16 protein-coding genes, 1 tRNA gene, 1 pseudogene and 1 riboswitch are annotated in these 23,181 nt (G+C 56.4%); of the genes and pseudogenes, 9 read left to right on the plus strand and 9 right to left on the minus strand.

All coding sequences use genetic code 11. The annotated features are described in order from the left end of the window. Positions 1–113 precede the first annotated feature (113 nt). Together BLO80_RS18660 and BLO80_RS18665 are read left to right on the plus strand one after the other, a co-directional pair. Complete coding sequence (locus BLO80_RS18660) at positions 114–2,252, plus strand: ATP-dependent nuclease (protein WP_092329306.1); 2,139 nt, start codon at positions 114–116, stop codon at positions 2,250–2,252. Position 2,253: 1 nt separating this feature from the next. Next, on the plus strand, positions 2,254–4,029 hold the full coding sequence (locus tag BLO80_RS18665; protein WP_092329309.1) for a UvrD-helicase domain-containing protein: 1,776 nt from the start codon (positions 2,254–2,256) through the stop codon (positions 4,027–4,029). 501 nt (positions 4,030–4,530) lie between these two features. Here BLO80_RS18665 and BLO80_RS18670 read toward each other — a convergent pair. The 3 genes from BLO80_RS18670 to BLO80_RS18680 form a co-directional block, all read right to left on the minus strand. After that, positions 4,531–5,085, minus strand: a complete 555-nt coding sequence (locus BLO80_RS18670; RefSeq protein WP_175459520.1) for a hypothetical protein — start codon at positions 5,083–5,085, stop codon at positions 4,531–4,533. Positions 5,086–5,226: 141 nt separating this feature from the next. Next, positions 5,227–5,303 (minus strand) — tRNA-Met (locus BLO80_RS18675). A 103-nt stretch (positions 5,304–5,406) separates the two neighbouring features. After that, positions 5,407–7,464: a methyl-accepting chemotaxis protein gene (locus tag BLO80_RS18680; protein ID WP_092329314.1), complete on the minus strand. Its 2,058-nt coding sequence runs from the start codon at positions 7,462–7,464 to the stop codon at positions 5,407–5,409. 326 nt (positions 7,465–7,790) lie between these two features. On the opposite strand from BLO80_RS18680, the gene BLO80_RS18685 reads away from it, so the two are divergent. The 5 genes and pseudogenes from BLO80_RS18685 (at position 7,791) to BLO80_RS18700 (ending at position 15,099) form a co-directional block, all read left to right on the plus strand. Then, positions 7,791–9,008, plus strand: a complete 1,218-nt coding sequence (locus BLO80_RS18685; protein ID WP_060740638.1) for an MFS transporter — start codon at positions 7,791–7,793, stop codon at positions 9,006–9,008. 80 nt (positions 9,009–9,088) lie between these two features. After that, the gene (locus BLO80_RS18690) at positions 9,089–10,150 is read left to right on the plus strand and encodes an ankyrin repeat domain-containing protein (protein ID WP_092329522.1); all 1,062 of its coding nucleotides are present in this window, start codon (positions 9,089–9,091) and stop codon (positions 10,148–10,150) included. A gap of 725 nt (positions 10,151–10,875) precedes the next feature. Next, positions 10,876–11,898 (plus strand): annotated as a pseudogene (locus BLO80_RS30705) (HAMP domain-containing protein); the annotation flags it as partial. A 111-nt stretch (positions 11,899–12,009) separates the two neighbouring features. Next, on the plus strand, positions 12,010–12,822 hold the full coding sequence (locus tag BLO80_RS30710) for a methyl-accepting chemotaxis protein (protein WP_371914584.1): 813 nt from the start codon (positions 12,010–12,012) through the stop codon (positions 12,820–12,822). A gap of 51 nt (positions 12,823–12,873) precedes the next feature. Next, positions 12,874–15,099 carry an OsmC domain/YcaO domain-containing protein gene (locus BLO80_RS18700; RefSeq protein WP_092329319.1) on the plus strand — a complete coding sequence of 742 codons (2,226 nt, stop codon included), beginning with the start codon at positions 12,874–12,876 and terminating at the stop codon, positions 15,097–15,099. Between the two features lie 49 nt (positions 15,100–15,148). On the opposite strand, the gene BLO80_RS18705 is transcribed toward BLO80_RS18700, so the two are convergent. Genes BLO80_RS18705 through BLO80_RS18715 form a run of 3 tightly spaced genes read right to left on the minus strand, consistent with a single transcriptional unit; the run spans position 15,149 to position 17,963 of the window. Then, a complete protein-coding gene (locus tag BLO80_RS18705) occupies positions 15,149–15,940 on the minus strand; it encodes an ABC transporter ATP-binding protein (RefSeq protein WP_092329322.1) in 792 nt (263 codons plus the stop codon). Next, positions 15,937–16,953: a FecCD family ABC transporter permease gene (locus BLO80_RS18710; protein ID WP_092329324.1), complete on the minus strand. Its 1,017-nt coding sequence runs from the start codon at positions 16,951–16,953 to the stop codon at positions 15,937–15,939. The genes BLO80_RS18705 and BLO80_RS18710 overlap by 4 nt, the downstream gene beginning before the upstream one ends. Beyond that, positions 16,950–17,963, minus strand: coding sequence for an ABC transporter substrate-binding protein (locus BLO80_RS18715; RefSeq protein WP_092329327.1), 1,014 nt, complete (start codon positions 17,961–17,963; stop codon positions 16,950–16,952). The genes BLO80_RS18710 and BLO80_RS18715 overlap by 4 nt, the downstream gene beginning before the upstream one ends. A gap of 140 nt (positions 17,964–18,103) precedes the next feature. After that, positions 18,104–18,299: riboswitch (cobalamin riboswitch) on the minus strand. A gap of 144 nt (positions 18,300–18,443) precedes the next feature. Here BLO80_RS18715 and BLO80_RS18720 point away from each other — a divergent pair. Together BLO80_RS18720 and BLO80_RS18725 are read left to right on the plus strand one after the other, a co-directional pair. After that, complete coding sequence (locus tag BLO80_RS18720) at positions 18,444–18,887, plus strand: DUF3592 domain-containing protein (RefSeq protein WP_092329329.1); 444 nt, start codon at positions 18,444–18,446, stop codon at positions 18,885–18,887. Between the two features lie 3 nt (positions 18,888–18,890). Then, a complete protein-coding gene (locus BLO80_RS18725) occupies positions 18,891–19,478 on the plus strand; it encodes a hypothetical protein (RefSeq protein WP_092329332.1) in 588 nt (195 codons plus the stop codon). Positions 19,479–19,908: 430 nt separating this feature from the next. Here BLO80_RS18725 and BLO80_RS18730 read toward each other — a convergent pair whose 3' ends face one another. From BLO80_RS18730 to pth, 3 genes are all read right to left on the minus strand, one after another. After that, entirely contained in the window at positions 19,909–21,117 is a 1,209-nt protein-coding gene (locus tag BLO80_RS18730) for an MFS transporter (protein ID WP_092329335.1), read from the minus strand. A 282-nt stretch (positions 21,118–21,399) separates the two neighbouring features. Further along, positions 21,400–22,500: a redox-regulated ATPase YchF gene (gene ychF, locus BLO80_RS18735; RefSeq protein ID WP_060740647.1), complete on the minus strand. Its 1,101-nt coding sequence runs from the start codon at positions 22,498–22,500 to the stop codon at positions 21,400–21,402. A gap of 22 nt (positions 22,501–22,522) precedes the next feature. Beyond that, a complete protein-coding gene (gene pth, locus BLO80_RS18740) occupies positions 22,523–23,107 on the minus strand; it encodes an aminoacyl-tRNA hydrolase (RefSeq protein ID WP_045155087.1) in 585 nt (194 codons plus the stop codon). Between the last annotated feature and the right edge of the window lie 74 nt (positions 23,108–23,181).

A 23,181-nucleotide genomic window follows, 5' to 3' on the forward strand; every position in this document is an offset into this window, starting at 1 on the left:
TGGTCGAACGTTCTACCTATGCATATGTGGGGCGGATTTCTTCTGACTATATGCAAACTACCTAGCTATTTGATACTGTTGAATCACCATCGTGCCATGCTAAGGACTGCCGAATGCACCTTTCCAAAGTGTCCCTTGTGAACTATAGGAATTTTAGGAGTGCTAGGTTTCTATTTCGTCCTGGTGTGAATACAGTCATAGGGGAGAATGGCTCAGGAAAAAGTAATCTATTCCGAGCAATGAGATTGCTTTTGGACTCAAATATTTACAGGGCAGCTCATGAACTTTCCGAAGGTGACTTTTTTCGGCGGGTCTCCTCATGGAAAGGGCATTGGATAATAATTAGTCTAGAGTTTGATAATATAAGTAGCGATGAGTCGGTACAATCGTTGTTCGTCCATCACGGGGCGGTACTGACTGGTGATGTTCAGAAGAAAGCAACCTACAATTTAATATTTCGTCCTCGGCAGCATATAAGAGCAAAGCTTGCAGATCTTGCTTTGAATGATTCTGAAGGATTAAAACGTCTCCAGAATGAAATAACTATAGATGATTATGAAACGGTGTTTACTGGAAGAAGTAATGTCGATTTAACTAATCCTGTCAATTATCGGGAGGTTGTAGGTGACTTTAAGTCAGTGAAATTCCCACGTGGTGAGTCTAAGTTGATTGGTTTCAAAATCCCACATCAGCTTTCCGTATCAAGAGAGATATCATTTACATTCGTAAAAGCCCTCAGGGATGTAGTTTCTGACTTTAATGGTAATCGGCAAAATCCACTTTTAAATCTGTTGACAAATAAGAGTCAAGAGATAGATAAGGATAAATATAATGGAATAACTCAGGCAGTCCATAAGCTGAATGGTGATATTGAAAGTCTACAAGATGTACAAGATGTTCGGCACGATATTCGTAAAACTATCAGAGAAACCGCTGGTGATGCTTATTCGCCTGCTAGCTTGCATATCAAGTCGGATCTTCCTACCGAGCCAGAAAAATTGCTGCAGTCGCTAAAGCTCTTCGTTGGTGAGACCGATGAAGACTATTCGGGTGACATTTCTGAGCTTAGCTTAGGGGGCGCAAATCTTATCTATCTGACCCTGAAGTTGCTTGAGTTTAAATATCAAAATCAAAGAGATGCTGCTGGAAATTTTTTGATTATTGAGGAGCCAGAAGCCCATATACACACCCATATTCAAAAAACACTCTTTGAAAATATCAGCTACGAAAATACTCAAATTATATATTCGACTCATTCTACTCATGTGTCTGAGGTGAGTAATATTGAAAGTGTGAATATTCTGGCACGCAATGGGTTGAGGTGCGAATCTTATCAACCTTCTATGGGGCTTCACGCTGATGAAATACGTCATCTTCAAAGGTATTTGGATGCTACTAGGAGTAGCCTCCTATTCGCGAGAGCTGCAATTCTAATTGAAGGAGACGCTGAAGAGTTCTTAATTCCGGTGCTGGTGAAAAAAGTTCTTGGGGTGAGTTTGGATGAGCTTGGAATTAGCTTGATTAACATTCGCAGCACTGGCTTTGAGAATATTGCTTGTATATTTCATAAAGCTAGGGTTCGACGCAGATGTAGTATTATCACTGATATGGATGCAGCGATATCCGATACGAGAGCTTTAATTTCGGACTCAAAGGCCGAGAAATCATTTAAAAAGAAAATGCGTGGCTCGGAGTTGAAGGGTAAGGCCAGAAAGATCAAGCTTGAAAGTTATTGCCAGTACAACCAGTATCTGCAGGTGTATTATGCGAGTCATACTTTTGAGGTGGATTTTTTGATGGCGGATAACAGTTTTGAAGTAAGCGGTACCCTTAAAGATGTATATCTGGGCGAAGCTCACCGCATTACTTCAGGAAAAGAACTTGAAAGCGTACAGGTTGGGGTTGCCGGAAGGCGAATACTGAAAATGGCGAATCATGTTGGTAAAGGTTGGTTTGCCATTCTTCTAGCCGATAGGGTTTCTCGAATAACTAATATTCCTAAGTATATCTTGAATGCGGTGCTTGATGCTTGTGACAGTCTTGCACCCTCTACTGCTATAAAGATTCTGAAATACAGGCTTAATACACTCGTCACCGAATCGTACTTTGAAGATCACTTTGACTCCGCTAGCGAATCACAGAGTCTTATTAAGGCTTATGAGGACGGGGATGTGGATTTTACAGATCTCATGTCGGCGCTTGAGATAGTACTCGTTGAGGATCCGGTTTCTGTTGCTGTGATAGGAGCTTGAAATGGATCTTAGCGAGTCTGGACTTAACGATAGTCAAATAAAAGCCGTTCAACACAAAGGAAGTGTCTTTCTCACTGCATGTCCAGGTAGCGGAAAAACTAAGACCCTTACCTATAAAATCGCTACAGAGCTTTCCGGTCTTAAAGGTCATCGAAAATTTGTTATCGCCATTACCTATACGCATCGCGCTGCTGATGAGATTCTGGAGCGGGTTGAACTACTAGGGATACCTACAGAACAACTATGGATCGGAACAATACATTCTTTTTGTATGGAGTGGATACTTCGTCCTTACGCTATTTATGAGAGAAGGCTTGAGTCGGGGTTTACTGTAATTAATCAACCCGACTCTGAGAAAATATTCGAAGAGCTCTGCCGTAAGTACGTAGAGCCTAAAATAAAGCCACTCGACTGTAACTACCATTTCGCGAATGGCAAAGTAGCTCCGTTATGCTCGGATCCTGAAAAACACGATAATGTTAAGGCTGTTTTAAAAGAGTATTTTGCGCTACTCGGTAAGGAGAGAAAGATTGATTTTGAGCTCATGCTTTTTTTTGCAAATAGATTGATTGAAAGATTCCCCTGTATCGCAATTAACTTGTCCAATATTTTTCAGATCGTTTTGCTTGATGAGTATCAGGATACCAAGGGGATTCAGTATTCCATTCTTTGTTCGATATTCTCTGCTGTTCCTGATCGCACGCGAGCGTTTATTGTAGGTGATCCTAATCAAGCAATATTTAGTAGTTTGGGTGGCTATGCCATAGATTTTCATGAATTTAAAGCGCGATCCCGACTGACAATAGATCAATTGTCTTTGACGCAAAATTATAGGTCTTCAAGGAAGATAATTGATTACTTCTCTAGATTTCAGATTTTTCCAAACGTTATGACTGCTGATGGTGACTTTAAAGACTACGATAGTCTCATTAGTCATGACAGAGAAACGTCGGTGCAACTATTAGAGGATGAGATCGTTAGACTTATTAAATATAGTATTGATGTGCAAGGCATCGCCCAGAACGAAATATGTGTAATCGGACCTCAGTGGCCCGCGTTAGCGCATATGACAAGGCGACTGATGAGTAAACTTCCAGATTACAATTTTGACGGGCCTGGCATGGTTCCATTTGGCCGTGAATTAGATAATTTCTGGTACAAACTTAGCCGAATTTGTTTGTCTGAGCCCGCACCCGATATGTATTTAAGGAGAATGAGGTGGGCGGGCGAAGTCATTCAAGGTTTACGGGAGGTAGGAGTAAGTTGCGCCTTTTCCAATAAGCTGCTACTTAAGATGTCGAATCAAGTCTGTATTGATGAAAAAAATGGGATGAAGTACCTTGAGGGATATTTCTCCTGGTTTATGTCTTTGTTTGGGATCGATTCGTTAGTTGACTATCCGGATTTGGATAATCACTATAAATCTTTTTTTGATACTGCTCGGCGGAGAATTGAAAAGGCGAAGTCGGATGGACTGCTTCTGATCGAAGACGTTGAGAATTTTAAACGAGCGTTCAGACCTCGCTCAGGCATAACAGTTTCAACAATACATGGAGTAAAAGGAGCTGAGTTTGATAATGTAATATCGTTTGCGCTGTTAGAGGATATGGTTCCCCATTGGGCCGATCCGCAAAAACTGATAAGTGCTAAAAAGCTAATCTATGTTATATGCTCTCGTGCTCGGAAAAACGTTTTTTTGATTTCTGAGGTTGGTAGAAAAAAGTTGCCTACGAAAGTTTTGGCTGCTATTGCATATAAAGGCTATCAGCTTCCTTAATTTTATTTTTTTAAATGCCATTCGTCATGTGGTTGCTGATTTGTGGAATGATATTTTTATTTAATAAAGACGGACACTCCTAATTTAATTTCAGCTAGAGGAAACCTGCGAGTCTGATAACCCGTGTAGGGGGCGGCCCCCTAGGGAGGACCCATGATTCCAGGCTTCGCCAGTTGGCCTGAAGTCGCTTACTAGGTCAGAGCGGATGATCTGGATCACGAGCGAGCCAAAAAAAGACGCGCAACTTCGTGGTGGTGGCGCGTACTCCTCCGCTGAAGGCCACCGCTTGGAATGGGGCACGGGGGCTTTCAGATAGCTGGAATTGGGTGTTCCGCGTGTTCCATGTGTTCCACTTGAGCTGGAAGCCTCGGTTTACAAGGGTTTCGCTGGTGGAACACCGAAAATGAAAAACCGGAACACAAGCTAAGTGGTACACGTTTGGTGTTCCGCCTAGGGGCTCCGGTTTTGTAGTGTCACCGCTTCAGCGGTGATATGTACGGGTCACGCTACCAGCAATTCCTCGATAGACAGTGCCTGTGCCATTTCAAGGATTTTGCGATGGGTGATGTGTTTGGGACCCATTGGGGCCTGCAAAGGGACGTTGAGATCCTCCAAGTTGATATAGCGACGCCCGAGCGCTTTCTCTGTCGCGGTGAACTGCGCGGCGACTTTGGCAAAGTCTTGTGCCGCCTTGTCCAAGCGTTCTGCCCAGAGTAGGCGTGCAGCGTTCAGCTGATCTTGACGATAATCCGCTAGCCGCTGCTTCGCGTCTGAGATCGCAACATCCAACTTCTCGATCTCGGACGTTAACGTAGCCAGCAGCATATTGAGTCCACGTTTACCTTGAGAGGCTTGTGTCATTGCTTCCGATGCTTGCTTGAGAGCCTTTTCGGCACGCTCTTCGGCTGCGTCGTCACCGTCGGCCAAAGCTGCTGCGTATGCGTCGGCAGCACGTTGTTCAGCGGTTTGAGCTTTTTCGATTTCGCCGCGTTGCTCCCGTTGTGCTTTCTCAAGCTTGGAGGAGATCTTCGGGCGTTTCTCTACCAGCTTCGTCAACTTGCCTTGGGTGCATGTGGGTATACACGGTGGGGAGGATAGGGGGAGATAGAGATGGACAGCCAGAAACAAGAAAGCCCGCACTAGGCGGGCTTCTTGAGGTGATTCATAGACTGCTATAGACATCTATGGATCGGTACTTGGTGGCTACACAGGGACTTGAACCCCGGACCCCAGCATTATGAATGCTATGCTCTAACCAACTGAGCTATGTAGCCAAGTGGCGCGCATTATTCGCCGGTAACGAAGATGTGTCAAGCGTAAATCTGAAATATTTCTCTGCGCTTTCAACCGCTTAACAATCCCCGCCGCAAATCCTTGTCAGCTGAGCTGAAATCTCCCCGTGTTGGCACTCAAGGCCTTGCTTCCCTGGCTCAGGGTGTCCGCCGCCACGTTCACGGCCCGTGCGCCTTCGAGCAAGCGCATGGCTGCCTGGTCGACCTGCTGGATGTTGCCGCTGACCTCGTCGGCGGTGCTGGCTTGTTCATCCACGGCGGTGGCGATTTGCGCCAGGGTGTCGGTGACACTTTGTACGGCGCTGGCAATTTCGCCCAGCCGTTCGCCCAGGCCGGTGACGGCTTCGGCATCGGTCTGGGCCTGGCCGCAGGCGGCTTCCATCAGGCTGACGGCTTCGTTGACCGTGGCACGCAGGCTGTCGACGGTGCCGGCAATCTGTTGCGTGGAGGACTGGGTGCGTTGCGACAGGCTGCGCACTTCATCGGCCACCACGGCGAAACCACGGCCCTGTTCCCCGGCGCGAGCCGCTTCGATGGCGGCATTGAGGGCCAGAAGATTGGTCTGCTCGGCCACGCCACGAATGGTGTCGACCACCAGTTGGATCTGCTGCCCTTGTTCGCTGACTCGCCCTAGTGCGGCGGCGGTTTCGTTGAGTCGCTGGTTGAGCTGCTGGATGCTCGCCGTGGTGCGCTGGCTGTCACGGCTGCTGTCGGTGGCGATGCGGCGGGTCTGCTGGGCACTGTCGGAAGCCTGTTCACAACTCTTGGCCACGCCTTGGGAGGTGGCGGCCAGTTGCGTCGCGGCGGCGGCGATCTGGCTGATCTGCATCTGCTGGGCCTCGACTTCTCCCAGGGCGCCGCTGGAGTGGGTATTGAGGGTGCGCACGGCATTGCTCAACTGCAACGTTTCGTGGTCCACCCCCAGCAGGCTGTTGCGCAACTGCACCACGGCGACGTTGAGGGCGGTGCTGATGGCCGCCAGCTCATCGCGCCCTTGCACCGGCACTTGCAGGCTGAGATTGCCGTCGCGCAGGGCCTCGGCCAGCAGGGTGATGCCGCTGGCGCTGCGCCGGATCGACGCTTGCAGGCACACAAAAAGATACAGCGCCGCCAGCAGCAGGCAGCCCAGCACCGTCGCTACCAGGGTGAACTGGCGAATCGCCGAACCTTGGTAGTGATCCAGCCGCGTATCCAATGCCACCAGTGATTCTTGCCGCAGGGTCGCCAGGTCGGTGAGGAGGGCGTCCATGTGTTTTTCGAAGTCTTCCGGCTTCAAGTTGATGGAGCCGCCGAACACGCCGTCATCCAGCACTTTCAGGCCGGTGTCCAAGTGCTTGAGGCTGCCTTGGAATTGTCCGGCCCAGGTTTGCAAATCACCGGGCAGGCGGGTTTCCAGCAATGATCCGGTCTTGACCAGTTGATCCCGGGCGTCACCGATACGGCTGCGCAGGTCCCGCAGTTGCAGGCGGCTCTGCAGCGTGAACTGGCCCGACACCACGGAGGCCTGGCCAACACTGGCCAGGCGGCCGACCCGTTCGATCAGGTCCGGTGTCTGCTGGGTCGAAATCTGGGTCAGCAGGTAGGTTTCCAGCCAGGAGGCGAGGGTCAGGCGGTTATCCATGACCATTTGTTCGCGCAAGGCTTGCAGGGCGCTGAGGGCCGCGGTGAAACGGTCGTAGCCGTCCGGCCACCAACCCACGCTGCCCAGGCTCTTGGAGTCCAGACCGTTGAGGCTGGTTTGCAGGGCCTGATAGCGGGCAAGCGTGTCGGCTTCGGCACCTTCGCTTTGCAAGGTGGTGCCCAGGTCACTGGCGGCCTGGTTGAGGGCCGGCTGCACTGCATCGAAGGCCGCCATGGCGGCGATGGTCGCCGGGGTCGGTTGGCGATTGGTTTCCGTGGCGCGCCAGCGGGCGGCGCGGTTGCGCTGGGCGGTGAGCAGGTTGTCGAGATTATCCAGGGCCAGCAATTGACGAACCCCGGCACGTTCTCCGGAAATCAGGCTGAGCTTGTCGCGATAGTCCTGGCCGATGAGCCACAGGCTGCCCATGAGCGGCAGGATAAAAAGCAGGAACAGCAATTGGAATTTGCGGGCGAAGCCGAAATGCCCCAATAACCTGATTCCTGGTGATAGAAACGCCTGCATGCCCATACTCCCCTGGACACCCATGCACTGTTTTTGTGCGTTTTTACACAGTGCAAAAACGGGTGCCCTTTTAAAAGGCCTCGAAAGTTCGTCCAAATCGGCTTGGTAGGCCAGCTCTGTAGCGAAACTTCCCATTCTCGGTCTCCTTTGTAAGGAGCCGCGTCGTAGCTCATTAACAAGGCAAGATTCAGACCATGGCGTTGAGCTATCACCTTGGAATGGGAGAATTTTTCAAGGTCGATAGCAAGCTAAGGGGATAGCCTTGTTGCACCGAAAAATGGCACATTGACGCACCTGCCCATGTGCACCCTCGTATGGTTACTCCCATGGCTATCAGCAATACCCAGGCCGCCACCCCATCCGTTGCCGCCCCGGCGCAAAGCAGCCCGTTGGTCATGCGTATCATCGGTGCCGTGGCGCTGGCGCACCTGATCAACGATTTGATCCAGGCAGTGCTGCCCTCGATCTATCCGATGCTCAAGGACAGCTATGGCCTGACCTTCACCCAGGTTGGCCTGATCACCCTGACGTTCCAGTTGACCGCATCTTTGTTACAGCCCTGGGTCGGCTATCACACGGATCGCCATCCCAAGCCCTGGCTGCTGCCGGCCGGGACGGTGTGCACGTTGATCGGCATTGTGATGATGTCCATGGTCGGCAGTTTTGCCTTGATCCTATTGGCGGCGGCATTGATTGGTATCGGCTCGTCGACCTTCCACCCGGAAGCATCGCGGGTGGCACGACTGGCTTCGGGTGGGCGCTACGGGCTGGCGCAATCGACGTTCCAGGTGGGCGGTAACGCCGGCTCGGCCTTCGGCCCGCTGCTGGCGGCGGCGATCATCATTCCCTACGGGCAGGGCAATGTGGCCTGGTTCGGGTTGTTCGCCCTGTTTGCGCTGTTCGTGCTGTACCGCATCAGCCGCTGGTACGCCAACCACTTGAACCTGTTCAAGCTCAAGCAAGGCCAGGCGGCCACCCATGGCCTATCCAAGGGCCGGGTCTTGAGTGCGCTGGTGGTGCTGGGGCTGCTGGTGTTTTCCAAGTACTTCTACATGGCCAGTTTTACCAGCTACTTCACGTTCTATCTGATCGAGAAGTTCGACCTGTCGGTGGCCTCTTCGCAGTTGTACCTGTTCCTGTTCCTCGGCGCAGTGGCGGCGGGGACCTTTTTTGGCGGACCGATTGGCGACAGGATCGGGCGCAAGGCGGTGATCTGGTTCTCGATCCTCGGCGTGGCACCGTTCACCCTGATTCTGCCTCACGTCGATCTGCTGTGGACCAGCATTCTCAGCGTGGTCATCGGCTTCATCCTCGCTTCGGCGTTCTCGGCCATCGTCGTGTACGCCCAGGAGCTGGTGCCGGGCAATGTCGGGATGATCGCCGGCGTGTTCTTCGGGCTGATGTTCGGCTTCGGCGGGATTGGCGCCGCGCTGCTGGGGCACCTGGCGGACATTCGTGGCATTGAGTACGTGTATTGGTTGTGCTCGTTCTTGCCGTTACTCGGGGTGCTGGCGATTTTCTTGCCGAGGACTAAAAAAGTCTGATCCGCATCCAGATGGCCGTTTACCAATGAATATCGAGTTTTATGCTGAAAAATCTTTTGATCAGAACGGTGACCGCCGCCATGGGTAAGCGTAAACGCAAGACACTGCCGAAGGATTTCGGTCAATTGCTGGAGCAGGCCTCGTTTGCCGAGCTGGTCGCCGTGTTCGATGCGTGCGAGCTTGAAGCCACTGGCGGTTACAGCAAGAGCACCGCGCTGGGCTTCTACAATTGTCCCGACGAACTGGCCCGCTGGCTGGTGGAGCAGGGCGCCGATATCAACGCCCGTGACACTTACCAGCGAACGCCCCTGCATCATCGCAGTTCGAGTTGGATCGGGGGTATCGATCTGCTGCTGGATTTGGGCGCCGATATCGAGGCGCAGGATTACCAGGGCTACACGCCGTTGCATGCCGCGGCCAACAGCCACAATGCCGAGGCCATCGCGGCCCTGATCCGCCGTGGCGCCAATGTCGATGCCAAGAGCCGGCAGGGGCACGGTGTCCTGCATATTGCCTTGGCCACTACCCGCAACGCCGATATCGAGGCCACCGCGAAAATCGCCCAGACCCTGTTGGCGGCAGGGCTGCAGCGCGACGAGGGCATGCTCGTTGAAGTGCAGCGCATCGGCCGTGAGTTCGAGTTTCACCGGGCCTCTTTCAACCCGGACTACCTCGAGGCAACGGACGCGGCCCTGACCCGTCTTTATCGCCTTTTCGACGTCGTGCCCGTTGCCTCTCGCAAGGTTCACGACGGTCAGGCCGCCATCGTTGTGACGGCCAGTGGCTGGCCAGACCAGCATCAGCAATTGTGGGAGTTGCTGGTGCCATCCTCTGGCGCCGCAGCGACGGCGCAGGGTGAGGTGATCCGCATCAGTGGCCGTATCTCCCGAGAGATTCACCACAACGGATCGGCCAACTGGGACGCCGATTTCAAAGCGATGTTGGTGGCTCTGGTTGATCATCTGGGCAGCGCCGTGCCCTTGCCTGAGGCCGACCTCGCGCAAGCCCGGGCATTGGCTGCCGTTTTGCGGGGTGGCAACGATGACGGCGAGCAGACTGATCGTCTCTGTGAATTGGCCGTGCATTGGGTGATCGCCAACCCGCAGCCAGTACCATTGGCGGCGCCTTCCTACGGCAGGTGACGCCCGCCTCTTCAGGATCCAATAGCCCGGCGTGACACCTCGTGCGTCGGTGTTGAATTACGACCAAAGTACTGTTTTCTATAACGCCTAAGTTCGATTTTGTATAAGAGTCGACCGTGGTAATTTGTGGCTGTGGTTATTGGTCTGAATGGATTCTGCGAATTGTTCAAGAGTGACCCCAGGGTTACTGGAAAAGCAGGGATCGCGCATTCTTTCCACCTATCGCCCTTATTGCCCTGGCACTTAAGGCCTTCGGTTCTTGATTTGAATACCTCTAGCTGCTTTATCAGGCGGATAGAGCGGATTTACGCCCCAACCTGCCACGTTTCAAATATTTAAAAGCGCTGTATCGCCGTGCCCTTTCAAGGCGATTGCCTTGTGGGCAGCGTAAACAGCCGTGATCGATTGTTATTTGCCGCGTCGTGCACAAGTTAGAGACCGTCGTCTTTAGCGTTGGCAATCAATAGAATCAGGCAGGGGATGATATGAAGTTCAAGTCATTGCAGGCACGCATTTGTGTCACGGCAGGCATTTGCCTGTTTGTTTCATCCGTCAGCCTGGTGGTCTACGGGCTCTTTACCGCTCGAACCAATGAGCAATACGTCGCTTCCGAAGTCTCGGCGCTGGTTGAACAGTCAACGATCCGGGAAATCCAGAACCTGGCCGAGTCCCGTGCCAATGCCATCCAGGCCAAGCTGCAGAATGCCCTGGACGCCGCCCGCACCATGGCCAATACCTTTGCCGCCAGCAAGGCCGCGCAAAGTCCCTTGGCGTTGGGGCGTGAGCAGATCAACAGCGTGTTGCTCAGCATCCTCAAGGATAATCCGGACTTCAACGGCACCTACTCCTGCTGGGAACCCAATGCGTTGGACGGCCAGGATCCGACGTTCCGTAATGCTACCGATGGCAATAATCCCCTGACGGGACGCTTCACGCCTTACTGGACTCGCAGCGCCGACGGTCATGTCGCGGTGCAGCCATTGGTCGAGTATGACTCCCCGGATCGTCATCCCAACGGCGTGCCCAAGGGCGGCTGGTACAGCGGCCCGCGCGACACCCTGAAGGAGAGCGTGCTCGATCCCATTCCCTATGTGGTCCAGGGCAAGAACGTCTGGCTGACCACCCTGTCGGTGCCCATCGTGGCCAACGGCAAGTTCTACGGTGTGGTCGGGGCTGACTTCGATATCGGCTTTATCCAGAAACTCAGTGAGCAAATGTCTGCCGAGCTCTATGGCGGCAAAGGCACGGTTTCGATCCTGAGTAACCAGGGCCTGGTGGTCGCGGACAGCCAGCGCACCGACCTGATCGGGCAATCCATCAAGGCTTTGTTGCCTGAGTCTTGGGAAAAAGTGCTCAGCGATATCCAGGGCGGTCGGGGTGACGGCTTGCTCAATCCCCAAACTCAGAACATCGAAGTGTTGATGCCCATTGCCCTCGGTCGCACGGGCAAGCCCTGGGCGGTGCTGATTCGCTTGCCCAAGGCCGTGGTCATGGCCCAGGCCATCACCCTGGAGCAGGAGTTGCAAGGGCGCAGTATCAGCAACAGCATCTGGCAAGTGTCGGTAGGGCTGGGCATTTCCCTGTTGGCGTTGGTCGCCCTCTGGTTCGCCACGGCGAAAATCGTCGGGCCGATCCGCGAGGCCGCGGCGTTGGCCGCCAACATCAGCCTGGGCGATTTCTCGCGCCGCCTGGTGCAGCAATCCGAGGATGAAGTCGGGCAATTGTCTGCCGCACTCAATGACATGTCCGAAAGCCTACAGCGGCAGGTCAGGGTGGCCGAGCGTATTTCCGAAGGGGATCTGGACCTGGAGGTCCGCTTGTCGTCGCCCCACGATACCCTCGGCAAGTCGCTGGAGAAGATGGTCAGCAACCTGAACCAGCTGATTTCCGAGGTCCAGACCAGCGCCACCCAGATTACCGGCAGCTCGGCGCAGGTCACCGATCTGAGCCAGTCGTTGTCCGACGGTGCGTCCAACTCCGCGTCGTCCATTACCGAAATCAGCGCGGTGATGACGCAAATGGCTGCGCAGACTCGGGACAACGCCGCCAACGCCAAGAAAGCCGATGAGCAATCCCAGGCATCACGGGCCGACGCGGGGGAGAGCGATAAATTGATGAGCGAGCTGATTGCCGCGATGGCTGAAATCGACAACTCGGGCAAGGACATCACCGCGATCATCACTACCATCGACAATATTGCCGCCCAAACCAATCTGTTGGCGCTGAACGCGGCCATCGAAGCGGCCCGGGCGGGTGAGCTGGGGCGTGGTTTTGCCGTCGTCGCCGACGAAGTCCGCAGCCTGGCCGCCCGCAGCGCCGAGGCCGCCCAGCAGACGGCGGCATTGATCGCCGATTCATCGAGCAAGACCCAGCGCGGCATGATCATCGCCGGCCGGACCGCCGAATCGCTGAAAAACATCGTCACCGGCACCAGCGCGGTTTCCAACCTGGTTTCGCTGATCTACCAGGCCTCCAGCGAGCAGGCTTCGGGCTTGCAGCAGGCCAGCATCGGCTTGGAGCAGATCGATGAAGTGACGCAGAAAAACCAGTCCAACTCCCAAGAATGCGCGGTGGCGGCCAAGGACCTTTCAGAGCGAGCCTCACTGATGCAAGGTGTGTTGGGACGTTTCAAGGTCAAAAGGGGTGGGCTAAAGCACAAGACTTCCGATTGAAAAAGCGGATAATGGCCGCCTATTTTTTGCTCGTGATGCTGGTAATCCCGTATGGAAATCAAGGTCAACTTTCTCGACAACCTTCGACTTGAAGCCAAGTTTGATGACTTTACGGTGGTGGCCGATCAACCTATCCGCTACAAGGGTGATGGCTCGGCCCCCGGGCCGTTCGATTATTTTCTGGCTTCGTCGGCGTTGTGCGCGGCTTACTTTGTGAAGCTGTACTGCCAGACGCGCAATATTCCCACCGATAACATTCGTCTGTCGCAGAACAATATTGTCGATCCGGAAAATCGCTACAACCAGATCTTCAAGATCCAGGTCGAGCTCCCGGCGGATATCAGCGACAAGGACCGCCAAGGCATTTTGCGTTCCATCGACCGTTGCACGGTGAAGAAGGTCGTGCAAGCCGGGCCTGAGTTTGTCATTGAAGAGGTGGACAACCTCGACGCCGATGCCCAGGCGTTGCTGATGCCCAATTCGGTTTCCCAGGCGGGTACCTATATCGCTGGCAAGGACCTGCCGCTGGAGCAGACCATCGCCAATATGTCGGGTATTTTGGCGGCCCTGGGCATGAAGATCGAGATCGCTTCGTGGCGCAATATCGTGCCCAATGTGTGGTCGCTGCATATTCGCGATGCTCACTCGCCGATGTGTTTTACCAATGGCAAGGGCGCGACCAAAGAGGCCGCCCTGGCGTCGGCGTTGGGCGAGTTCATCGAGCGACTGAACTGCAATTTTTTCTACAACGATCAGTTCTGGGGTGAAGACATCGCCAACGCGGCGTTTGTGCATTACCCGGACGAACGCTGGTTCAAGCCTGGCCGTAAAGATGCGCTGCCAGCGGAAATCCTCGACGCGTACTGCCTGAACATCTACAACCGCGACGGCGAGCTGCGTGGCTCCCACCTGATCGACACCAACTCGGGTAATGAGGAACGCGGCATCTGCTCGCTGCCGTACGTGCGCCAGTCGGACGGCGAGGTGGTGTATTTTCCGTCCAACCTGATTGAAAACCTGTTCCTGAGCAACGGCATGAGCGCCGGTAACACGCTGGCCGAGGCTCAGGTGCAGTGTCTGTCGGAGATTTTCGAGCGCGCGGTCAAACGCGAGATCATCGAAGGTGAATTCGCACTGCCGGATGTACCGGCCAACGTGCTGGCGAAGTACCCGGGCATCATGGCCGGTATCCAGGCGCTGGAAGAGCAGGGGTTTCCCGTCCTGGTGAAGGATGCCTCCCTGGGGGGCGAATTCCCGGTGATGTGCGTTACGTTGATGAACCCGCGTACCGGCGGTGTGTTTGCCTCGTTCGGCGCACACCCGAGCCTGGAAGTGGCGCTGGAACGCAGCCTGACCGAATTGTTGCAGGGCCGCAGTTTCGAAGGCCTCAACGACTTGCCCCAACCGACGTTCGAGGGGCATGCGGTGACCGAGCCGAATAACTTCGTCGAGCACTTCATCGACTCCAGCGGTGTGGTGTCGTGGCGCTTTTTCAGTGCCAAGTCAGATTACGAATTCGTGGAGTGGGACTTCTCCGGCCAGGGTGAAAACTCGAATGCCGAGGAGGCCGCGACCTTGTTCGGCATTCTGGAAGGCATGGGCAAGCAAGTGTACATGGCGGTCTACGAGCATATCGGCGCGAAAGCGTGCCGTATCCTGGTGCCGGGCTATTCGGAAATCTATCCCGTGGACGATCTGATCTGGGATAACACCAACAAAGCGCTGTTTTTCCGCGCCGACATCCTGAACCTGCATCGCCTGGACGAAGACGAACTGCAAGCGCTGGTCGAGCGTCTGGTGGAAAGCGAGCTGGACGACTACACCGACATCACCACCTTGATCGGCATCGAGTTCGATGACAACACGGCTTGGGGCCAGTTGACGATCCTGGAGTTGAAGCTGCTGATCTATCTGGCCTTGCAGCAGTTCGAAGAGGCGAAGGAAGCGGTGGAAACCTTCTTGCAGTACAACGACAACACGGTTGAGCGCGGGTTGTTCTACAAGGCCGTGAATGTGGTGCTGGAGATGAAGCTGGACGAAGACCTGGAACTGGAAGACTACGAGGCCAATTTCCGTCGGATGTTTGGCAACGAGCGAATGGATGCGGCGATCGGCTCGGTGGATGGCAGCGTGCGCTTCCATGGCTTGACGCCGACCAGCATGAAACTGGAGGGCCTCGACAGGCACCTGCGCCTGATCGACAGCTACAAAAAACTGCACGCAGCGCGGGCCAATGCGTCGGTTTTATCTTCCGGGCTCGCCCCGTCGCTTGGCTGAATCCCGGCACTTGCATGGGGTTCGGTTTTTTCCGAACCCCATGGCTCAGTCAAACGGAACGAAATCGCAGGATCTGCGCGCCGTCGAAAGGGTCGATCAGGTAATGGGCGTGCACGCCGAACGTAGCCTGCAAGCGTTGCGGGGTCAGTACCTCAAGAGGTTTGCCTAGCGCCACCAGCCGGCCCCGCTCCAGTACCGCCAGGCGATCACAGGTTAACGCCTGGTTCAGGTCGTGCAGGGCGATGACCGTCGTGACAGGTAGCGCTTGCACCACTTTCAGAATGGCGAGCTGATGCTGGATATCCAAGTGATTGGTCGGTTCGTCCAGCAATAGAATCTGTGGGCGTTGGGCCAGGGCCCGAGCGATGTGAACACGTTGACGTTCACCACCGGACAGACTGTGCCAGGTGCGGTTTCTCAAATGCGTCGCATCGACGTCCCACAGCGCCTGCTGGACGATGGCAGCGTCCTCGTTTGACCACGGACTCAAGGCCGATAACCAGGGCGTTCGGCCCAAGGCAACGGCGTCGAACACGCTGATCGCGTCCAGTGTGTCGGCCTGTTGCTCAACCACGGCCAGGGTCTGCGCGACGGTTCGCCGTGCCAGCGTCTTGAGGGGCTGGTGGTTGAGCTGAATGTCGCCCCGGCTGGGGGCGCGCACGCCCGCCAGCAGTTTGAGCAGTGTGGATTTTCCCGAACCGTTGGGCCCGACGAGGCCCAGGGTTTCGCCCCGACGGATGTCCAAGTGGATATCGTGCAACAACTCGGCGTCCCGCACATGGAACCCGAGGCCGGAACAACTCAGCACGGATTCGCCGATGACAGAGGTGACGGCATTCATCGGGCATTTCTCCGACCGATCAGGATCAACGCGAACACCGGAGCGCCCACCAGCGCAGTGATGACGCCGACCGGGATGACTTGGCCTTTGATCAGCGTTCGAGAGAAGACATCGGCGGCGATCAGAAACACCGCACCACCCAGTGCACTCGCCGGCAACAGGCGCGCATGCCGGGTCCCCAGCAACAAACGCACGGCATGGGGAATGACCAACCCGACGAAACCGATGGAGCCAACGATCGACACCATCACCGCTGTCACCAGTGCCGCGCAGCTGATCAGCAGAAATTGCACCCGGCGTACCGGAATGCCGAGGGAGGCGGCCGAATCGGCGCCAAAGGTAAAGGCATCCAGCGCCCGCCGGTGCCACAGGCACACCGCGAGACCGATCAATGCCACGGGCACCGACAGCCACACCGACGGCCAACGGACCCCACTGAGATTTCCCAGCAACCAGAACATGATGCCGCGCGCTTGTTCGGAACTGGCGGACTTGGTAATCAGAAACGCAGTGAGCGCATTGAACAACTGCGAGCCGGCAATGCCGGCCAGGATGATCTGCCCGGTGCCAGCGGGTGAGCGGCTGGCACGGGCCAGCAAAACGACCACGGCGAACGCCGCAACGGCCCCGGCGAAGGCCCCGGCCGACAACGAAACCAGTCCCGCCCCAATGCCCAGCAGTGCCACCAGTACCGCGCCTGTCGAGGCGCCGGCGGAGATGCCGAGCAGGTAAGGATCGGCCAACGGGTTGCGCAACAGCGATTGCAAGATCACCCCGCAGGTCGCCAGGCCAGCACCGCAGGCCGCCGCCACCAGCGCCCGGGTCAGCCGGTAGTTCCAGACGATGCCTTCGTCTATCGGGTCGAGGGCATAACCTGCGGCCCACAGTTTGTTGGCCAGCACCTGGAACACCACACTCGGCTCGATACTCGTTTCACCGATGGCCACACCGGCAATCACTGCCAGGAGCAGCGTCACCAACGCCAGCAACGTTCGAATCAGCGTCGAAGTCATTTCGGCAGGTCGTAGCCGCTGATGGCCGTCGCCAGGGTTTCCAGGCCGTCGAACATTCTGATGCTCGCTTGCATGGCCATCGCATCGAGAATGATGATGCGGTTGTTTTTCACCGCGTCCATATTGCGGGTCACCGGGTCACTGCGCAGGAATTGCAGCTTCTTTTCATGGTCATCCGCCGGAAAACGTCGGCGATCCATGCGGGCAATGACCAGGAAGGTCGGGTTGGCCTTGGCGATGGTTTCCCAGCCGACGGTTGGCCATTCCTCATCGGATTCAACCACGTTGCGCACGCCCAGGGTACTGAGCATGAAGTCAGGAACGCCTTTGTGCCCAGCCACATAGGGATCGATATCCAGGCTGGCGCTGGAGAACCAGAACAGCGCGCTCGTCTGCTTCAGATCCTTGGCCTGCACCGTGGCGATAGACTTCGCCAGGCTGGCCTTGAGTTGGGCGTTCAACTGCTGGCCACGCTCTTGTACGTCGAAGATTTCAGCCAACTGGCTGATGCTCTTGTAGATGCTGTCGATGCGAAACGCCTCCAGCCGCGTGCCATCCGCACCGACCAGATTATCCTTGGCCTCGCAATCGGAGGGCATCAGGTAGGTGGGGATCTTCAGTTCGTGAAACTGCTGGCGGGTGCCGACCACGCCTTGCGGTCCGACCATCCATTCCAGCTCCACCGCCACCAGCTGTGGACGTTTGCCGATCACCGCCTCGAAGCTCGGCTCGTTATCGGCCAGGCGTTCGATCTTGTCGTTCTGCGCCTTGTACTTCATCTGCACATCGTTGAACCAGAGCGAAGTACCGACCACCTTGTCGCTCAACCCCAGGGCATAGAGCATTTCAGTGCCGGCCTGGCCGATGGTCACGGCGCGACTGGGTGGTTGTTCAAAGGTCAGCGTGCTGCCGCAGTTCTCCAGGGTCAGGGGATAGTGAGTCGGGGCCGCGTGGGCGAGGCTCGGCAGACCCAGGGCTATGACGAGGGGGGCAAGGCGGGGCAGCAGCATGATGCAAACTCCAGTTGACCGTACACGGAGCAGGGGACGGACTGGAAAACACATCATCGAACGCTGTCGCTAAAGCACTGAAGTGCCGATCGGCCCAGTGACGCGCAACGCAAGGATGCTCTTCCCGGACACCCCGCCGGTTAGTGATTGACTTGGCCGGCAGGTCTCCTGACTGATGCGTCATGGCCTGGCTCCAACCTTCCCGGGGCGATCCCAGTGGCCATTGAGGAGCAGGCTCAGCACCTACAGTTGCGGGGGCAGTTCCGTTTGATGCCGTGCGAGGCATCTCGGATTCCCTATTAGTCCCGTTGGGGAACCGGCGGTCGGCATGGTAGTCGATCAGGGTGTTTATCACCACTCGCCACTGAGAGGCCTCTCCTGGCATCGTACGATTGCGGGAATGATTTTCGGAAGGTGCGGCATCGCGCCGCTTCTTGCTATCCTGACGGCCCTTTTCATGGACGAACACTGAGACAAGCCATGGCCAACGACACCCCATCACACATCGGGAAGATATTGCTGGGCCTGCTGTTTGCCCTGATTGGTATCGGCTTGTTGAGCATTGCCATCAATCTCACGCTTGAGCGACGCGAGTTTCTCGACCGCGCACAGACCGCCGATGGCATCGTCAGCCACTTGAATGCCGGAGGTTCGCATCCTGAGATCGCCTTCACCACGAGCAGTGGTGAAAACATCTCCTACCCCCAGGGCGGCTTCATCTTCGGCTATCAGCAGGGGCAGCCGGTGCGGGTGTATTACCTGCCCGAGCAGCCGGCCAACAGCGCCATCGTCGATGACTCGGCCGCGCTGTGGGGCACTTCCGGGGTCCTGGGCCTTATCGGTCTGGTGTTCACGCTTGTCGGTCTGGCAAAAGCTATCCGTCAGCGCGGTCGCGGTGCGGTTCATTCACATAAAGGACTTTAACGTATGAGCTACAACATCCCGATCCCGGTCAATGAAAGTCGCTGGCAGTATCAGACCGCCAGCGGCGGCGGCCTGACCGTGGTCATGGTGGCGGGCAGTGGTGGTTCGATCATCCTGCGTTCGCCCCAGGGCGAGGACGTCAGCTACCGCTACGGCGGCGTCGGAGTAGGTGCCGGATTTGGTGCGCGGCTGCCGCGTTTCGGCAAGATCAATATCCAGATCAAGGGCAAGGGCGTGTCGGCAGCGGGGGCGGCGGAGGCCTTTCCCAGCACCGGCAAGGTGTTTGTCAGCGATGCCTTGGTCGCTCGCGACCTGACCAGTGACGACATCACCGGGCCTTGCATGTACACCGAAGTCGGGGTGGGCCTGGGAATCGGCGGTTCGGCCACGGCGCTGTTGTTCGGGCTCGATCCCAAGTTGCTGGCGTTGTCGATGGCACTGAGTTCCAACCCGGCGACCTCGCTCATCGCTTCCACCCTGGTCAACCAGCGGCTGGCGAAGTCGGCCAAGGGGGCGGTGGTCATGGCCGGCATGAACGCTGGCCTGCAGGCCGGTGGTGGCGTCGCGGTTTACATAGGCTATCTGTTCTAGTCGGATTGTGGAGTAATGCCACGGCTATCCCGGCATCCATGCCGGGATGCCCATTCCATAATGCCTGCGTTCGGCCAGCGTGATAACGGGGAGCCCCAGGTCAAAAACCAAAGCGAGGTGGCCCTGGCTTAGAGCGAACGCGTTCCTTCTGTGGGAGCGAGCCTGCTCGCGATCGCGGAGGATCAGTTTGCGGTGATGTTGGTTGTGCTGACGTCATCGCGAGCAAGCTCGCTCCCACAGGTTCTTGTGTCGTATACAGATGCTGTGAACACCCGCGAGTCCATGTGGGAGCGAGCTTGCTCGCGATGCCGGTGGTTCAGTTACATAAATGCCGGAGTGAGGGCATGCCGAGCCCTGGCGAGGCACCGAGTGGTGGTCACACTGAATGGATTCTGGAAATCGAGGCAAGCATCAAGTCCAGCAATGCACATCACTGGAAGGTGATTTCGTGACCAGTTGCGGACGAAGTGCGCAGTGTACGTAGCCCTGAAAGCACTATCAGCACCATGGCCAGGCCCGCGACAATCGCGACGCCGAACCCTGCCTGCGCGCCACAGGCGTCGATGACCAAACCCGCCAATACGCCGCCGAGCGCTACGCCGATGCTGACGCCGGTCGACATCCACGTAAACCCTTCGGTGATCCTGGAAGGCGGAACAATCATCGTACCGAGATTCATGATGATGACCATCGTTGGCGCAAACGACATGCCTGCCAAAAATAACATGCCGGAAAGGACATAGACGTCCGGTGAAAGAATGGGCAACACAGCAGTGACTGCCGTTACCAGCGACCCGATTAAAAACTGCTGATCAATCGGTATGGAAGCCCTCAAGGCGCCGAACGTCAGGCCCGCGATCAGTGAACCGAGGGCATAGGTTGCCAGGATGAAGCTGGCAGACGCCGGCCAGCCCTGTGCGTTGGCGAAGGCGACAACCGCCACGTCAACGGATCCTCCAATGACGCCCATCGCCAACAGTGCCAGAACGATGGTAGGAACGCCGCGGATAAGCAAGGTCGAGCCTGTGCTCCTCGCTGTGCCCACGACCACCTTCGGTTCCGTCTGCCGCTGCATGAGAAACGCCGTCACGCCGACCATCAACAAAAAGACCGCAGCAAGGGGCCCGGCTTGGGCAAAAAAACTGATGCTCAAACCAATGGCAAGTGGTGGGCCGATGACAAAGGCCAGTTCAGTTATAACGGTATCCAGGGAAAAGGCTGTATGTAGCTGTGGCTTGCCACGGAAAAGTTGTATCCAGCGTGCCCTTATCATGGCGGGCATGCTTGGCATCGTGCCCGCCAATGCCGCGAGGATAAACAGTAGTGGGACCGGAGCGCTCATGTACACGGCAATGATCAGCGCGAGCAGCATACTGGTGCTGAAGGCCGCCAGAGGGGGCAGAACCCGGCGTTGCCCCCGCCGGTCGACAAGTTTCGATACTTGCGGACCGATAAGCGCAGTCGCCAGGGTATAAGTACCGGCGACCGCGCCTGCCAGCCAATAAAGTCCTGTCTGTTGCACCAACATGGTGATGAGGCCAATGCCGATCATTGCCTGTGGCAGACGGGCAATGGCGCTCGTCATCACTAGCCCGATGGCGCCCGGGGTGGAGAACAGTTCGCGGTAGGGGTTGGCCATGATGCTTCCTTTATCATGTAACACGGATGAATAACCCGCTGCCTGTGACACAAACTCATGGGACGGCAAACCGGCGGCTGGTCATTTGAGCACGCCTGCGAATGGACCGTTACACGTTATTTGGGCAGGACAGCTATTCAAGCAAACGAAGCCCAGGGGGAGGCGGGCGGCGGATTGATATCGGACGGTTCCGGGTTGCAATGAGATGCTCCAACGCAAAAGCCCCGCATCGCGGGGCGATAACGGGGCTTTTCGAATGCTGCGTGGAAGCGGCGTGGCGGGTCAGACGTTAAAGCGGAAGTGCATCACGTCGCCATCCTTGACGATGTATTCCTTGCCTTCCAGACGCCATTTACCCGCTTCCTTGGCGCCCGCTTCGCCCTTGTACTGGATGAAATCCGAGTAGGCGATGACTTCGGCACGAATGAAGCCTTTTTCGAAGTCAGTGTGGATCACACCGGCGGCTTGCGGTGCGGTGGCACCCACGCGGACGGTCCAGGCGCGCACTTCTTCGACACCGGCGGTGAAGTAGGTCTGCAGGTGGAGCATCTCGTAGCCGGCGCGGATCACGCGGTTCAGGCCAGGCTCTTCCAGGCCCAGGGCCTCGAGGAACATGTCTTTCTCTTCACCGTCGTCCAGCTCGGCGATTTCCGCTTCGATCTTGTTGCAGACCGGAACGACCATGGCGCCTTCTTCTTCGGCAATGGCCTTGACCACGTCCAGGTGCGGGTTGTTCTCGAAACCGTCTTCAGCGACGTTGGCGATGTACATGACCGGTTTGGTGGTCAACAGGTGGAAGCCCTTGATCACCAGCTTCTCGTCGGTGCTCATGTTCTTCATCAGGCTGCGCGCAGGCTTGCCTTCGGTGAAGTGGGCGATCAACTGCTCCAGCAGGCCCTTCTGCACAACCGCGTCCTTGTCACCGCCCTTGGCGTTGCGGGCAACTTTCTGCAGTTGTTTTTCGCAGCTGTCGAGGTCGGCGAAAATCAGTTCCAGGTCGATGATTTCGATATCGCGCTTGGGGTCGACGCTGTTGGAGACGTGAATCACGTTCTCGTCTTCGAAGCAGCGCACCACGTGGGCGATGGCATCGGTTTCACGGATGTTGGCCAAAAACTTGTTGCCCAGGCCTTCGCCTTTCGACGCGCCAGCCACCAGGCCTGCGATGTCGACGAATTCCATGGTGGTCGGCAGGATGCGCTTGGGGTTGACGATAGCCGCCAAGGCTTCCAGGCGCGGATCGGGCATCGGCACGATGCCGCTGTTCGGCTCGATGGTGCAGAAGGGGAAGTTCTCGGCCGCGATACCGGATTTGGTCAGGGCGTTGAACAGGGTGGACTTGCCGACGTTAGGCAGGCCGACGATGCCGCAATTGAATCCCATGGTGTTTCCCCTCGGATAAGTGTCAGGCCTTCTGGCTGTGCAGGTTTTTCATCGCGCGGTTCCATTCACCGGCGAGAATATCCGGCAGCACGCCGAGGGCAAAGTCGATGCTGGCATCGAGTTTTTCCTGTTCGGCGCGAGGCGCACGACCCAGGACAAAGTTAGAAACCATACTGGCAACGCCCGGGTGGCCGATGCCAAGCCGCAGGCGGTGAAAGGTATTCTGATTACCCAGTTGCGCGATGATGTCGCGCAACCCGTTGTGACCGCCATGGCCGCCGCCTTGCTTGAGCTTGGCAACGCCCGGAGGCAGGTCGAGTTCGTCGTGGGCCACCAGGATTTCTTCAGGCTTGATGCGAAAGAAACCGGCCAATGCCGCCACGGCCTGGCCGCTGCGGTTCATGTAGGTGGTGGGAATCAACAGGCGAACATCCTGACCCTGATGCGAGAAGCGCCCGGTCAGGCCGAAATACTTGCGATCGACCGCCAGGCTGACGCCTTGTGCGTGCGCGATGCGCTCAACAAAAAGGGCCCCTGCGTTATGCCGGGTCTGTTCGTATTCAGCGCCTGGATTTCCCAGGCCAACGATCAGTTTAATGGCAGTCACGATAGGGGCCCTACCTGGAGTGTGGATAACGATGTCGCAATCAGGCGGTGTTGCGACAGTGGACGAAAATGGCG

Origin of the sequence: Pseudomonas sp. NFACC56-3 (assembly GCF_900100025.1) — a bacterium.
Lineage (GTDB): Bacteria > Pseudomonadota > Gammaproteobacteria > Pseudomonadales > Pseudomonadaceae > Aquipseudomonas > Aquipseudomonas fluorescens_AA.

What these genes read in the sequence shown, in the direction of transcription:
- BLO80_RS18690 (WP_092329522.1), top strand. Translation starts at nt 9,089, where the DNA reads ATGGGTAAGCGTAAACGCAAGACACTGCCGAAGGATTTCGGTCAATTG.
- BLO80_RS18680 (WP_092329314.1), bottom strand. Translation starts at nt 7,464, where the DNA reads ATGCAGGCGTTTCTATCACCAGGAATCAGGTTATTGGGGCATTTCGGC.
- BLO80_RS18710 (WP_092329324.1), bottom strand. Translation starts at nt 16,953, where the DNA reads ATGACTTCGACGCTGATTCGAACGTTGCTGGCGTTGGTGACGCTGCTC.
- BLO80_RS18665 (WP_092329309.1), top strand. Translation starts at nt 2,254, where the DNA reads ATGGATCTTAGCGAGTCTGGACTTAACGATAGTCAAATAAAAGCCGTT.
- BLO80_RS18700 (WP_092329319.1), top strand. Translation starts at nt 12,874, where the DNA reads ATGGAAATCAAGGTCAACTTTCTCGACAACCTTCGACTTGAAGCCAAG.
- ychF (WP_060740647.1), bottom strand. Translation starts at nt 22,500, where the DNA reads ATGGGATTCAATTGCGGCATCGTCGGCCTGCCTAACGTCGGCAAGTCC.
- BLO80_RS18685 (WP_060740638.1), top strand. Translation starts at nt 7,791, where the DNA reads ATGGCTATCAGCAATACCCAGGCCGCCACCCCATCCGTTGCCGCCCCG.
- BLO80_RS18730 (WP_092329335.1), bottom strand. Translation starts at nt 21,117, where the DNA reads ATGGCCAACCCCTACCGCGAACTGTTCTCCACCCCGGGCGCCATCGGG.
- BLO80_RS18705 (WP_092329322.1), bottom strand. Translation starts at nt 15,940, where the DNA reads ATGAATGCCGTCACCTCTGTCATCGGCGAATCCGTGCTGAGTTGTTCC.
- BLO80_RS30710 (WP_371914584.1), top strand. Translation starts at nt 12,010, where the DNA reads ATGGTCAGCAACCTGAACCAGCTGATTTCCGAGGTCCAGACCAGCGCC.
- BLO80_RS18725 (WP_092329332.1), top strand. Translation starts at nt 18,891, where the DNA reads ATGAGCTACAACATCCCGATCCCGGTCAATGAAAGTCGCTGGCAGTAT.
- BLO80_RS18660 (WP_092329306.1), top strand. Translation starts at nt 114, where the DNA reads ATGCACCTTTCCAAAGTGTCCCTTGTGAACTATAGGAATTTTAGGAGT.
- BLO80_RS18720 (WP_092329329.1), top strand. Translation starts at nt 18,444, where the DNA reads ATGGCCAACGACACCCCATCACACATCGGGAAGATATTGCTGGGCCTG.
- BLO80_RS18715 (WP_092329327.1), bottom strand. Translation starts at nt 17,963, where the DNA reads ATGCTGCTGCCCCGCCTTGCCCCCCTCGTCATAGCCCTGGGTCTGCCG.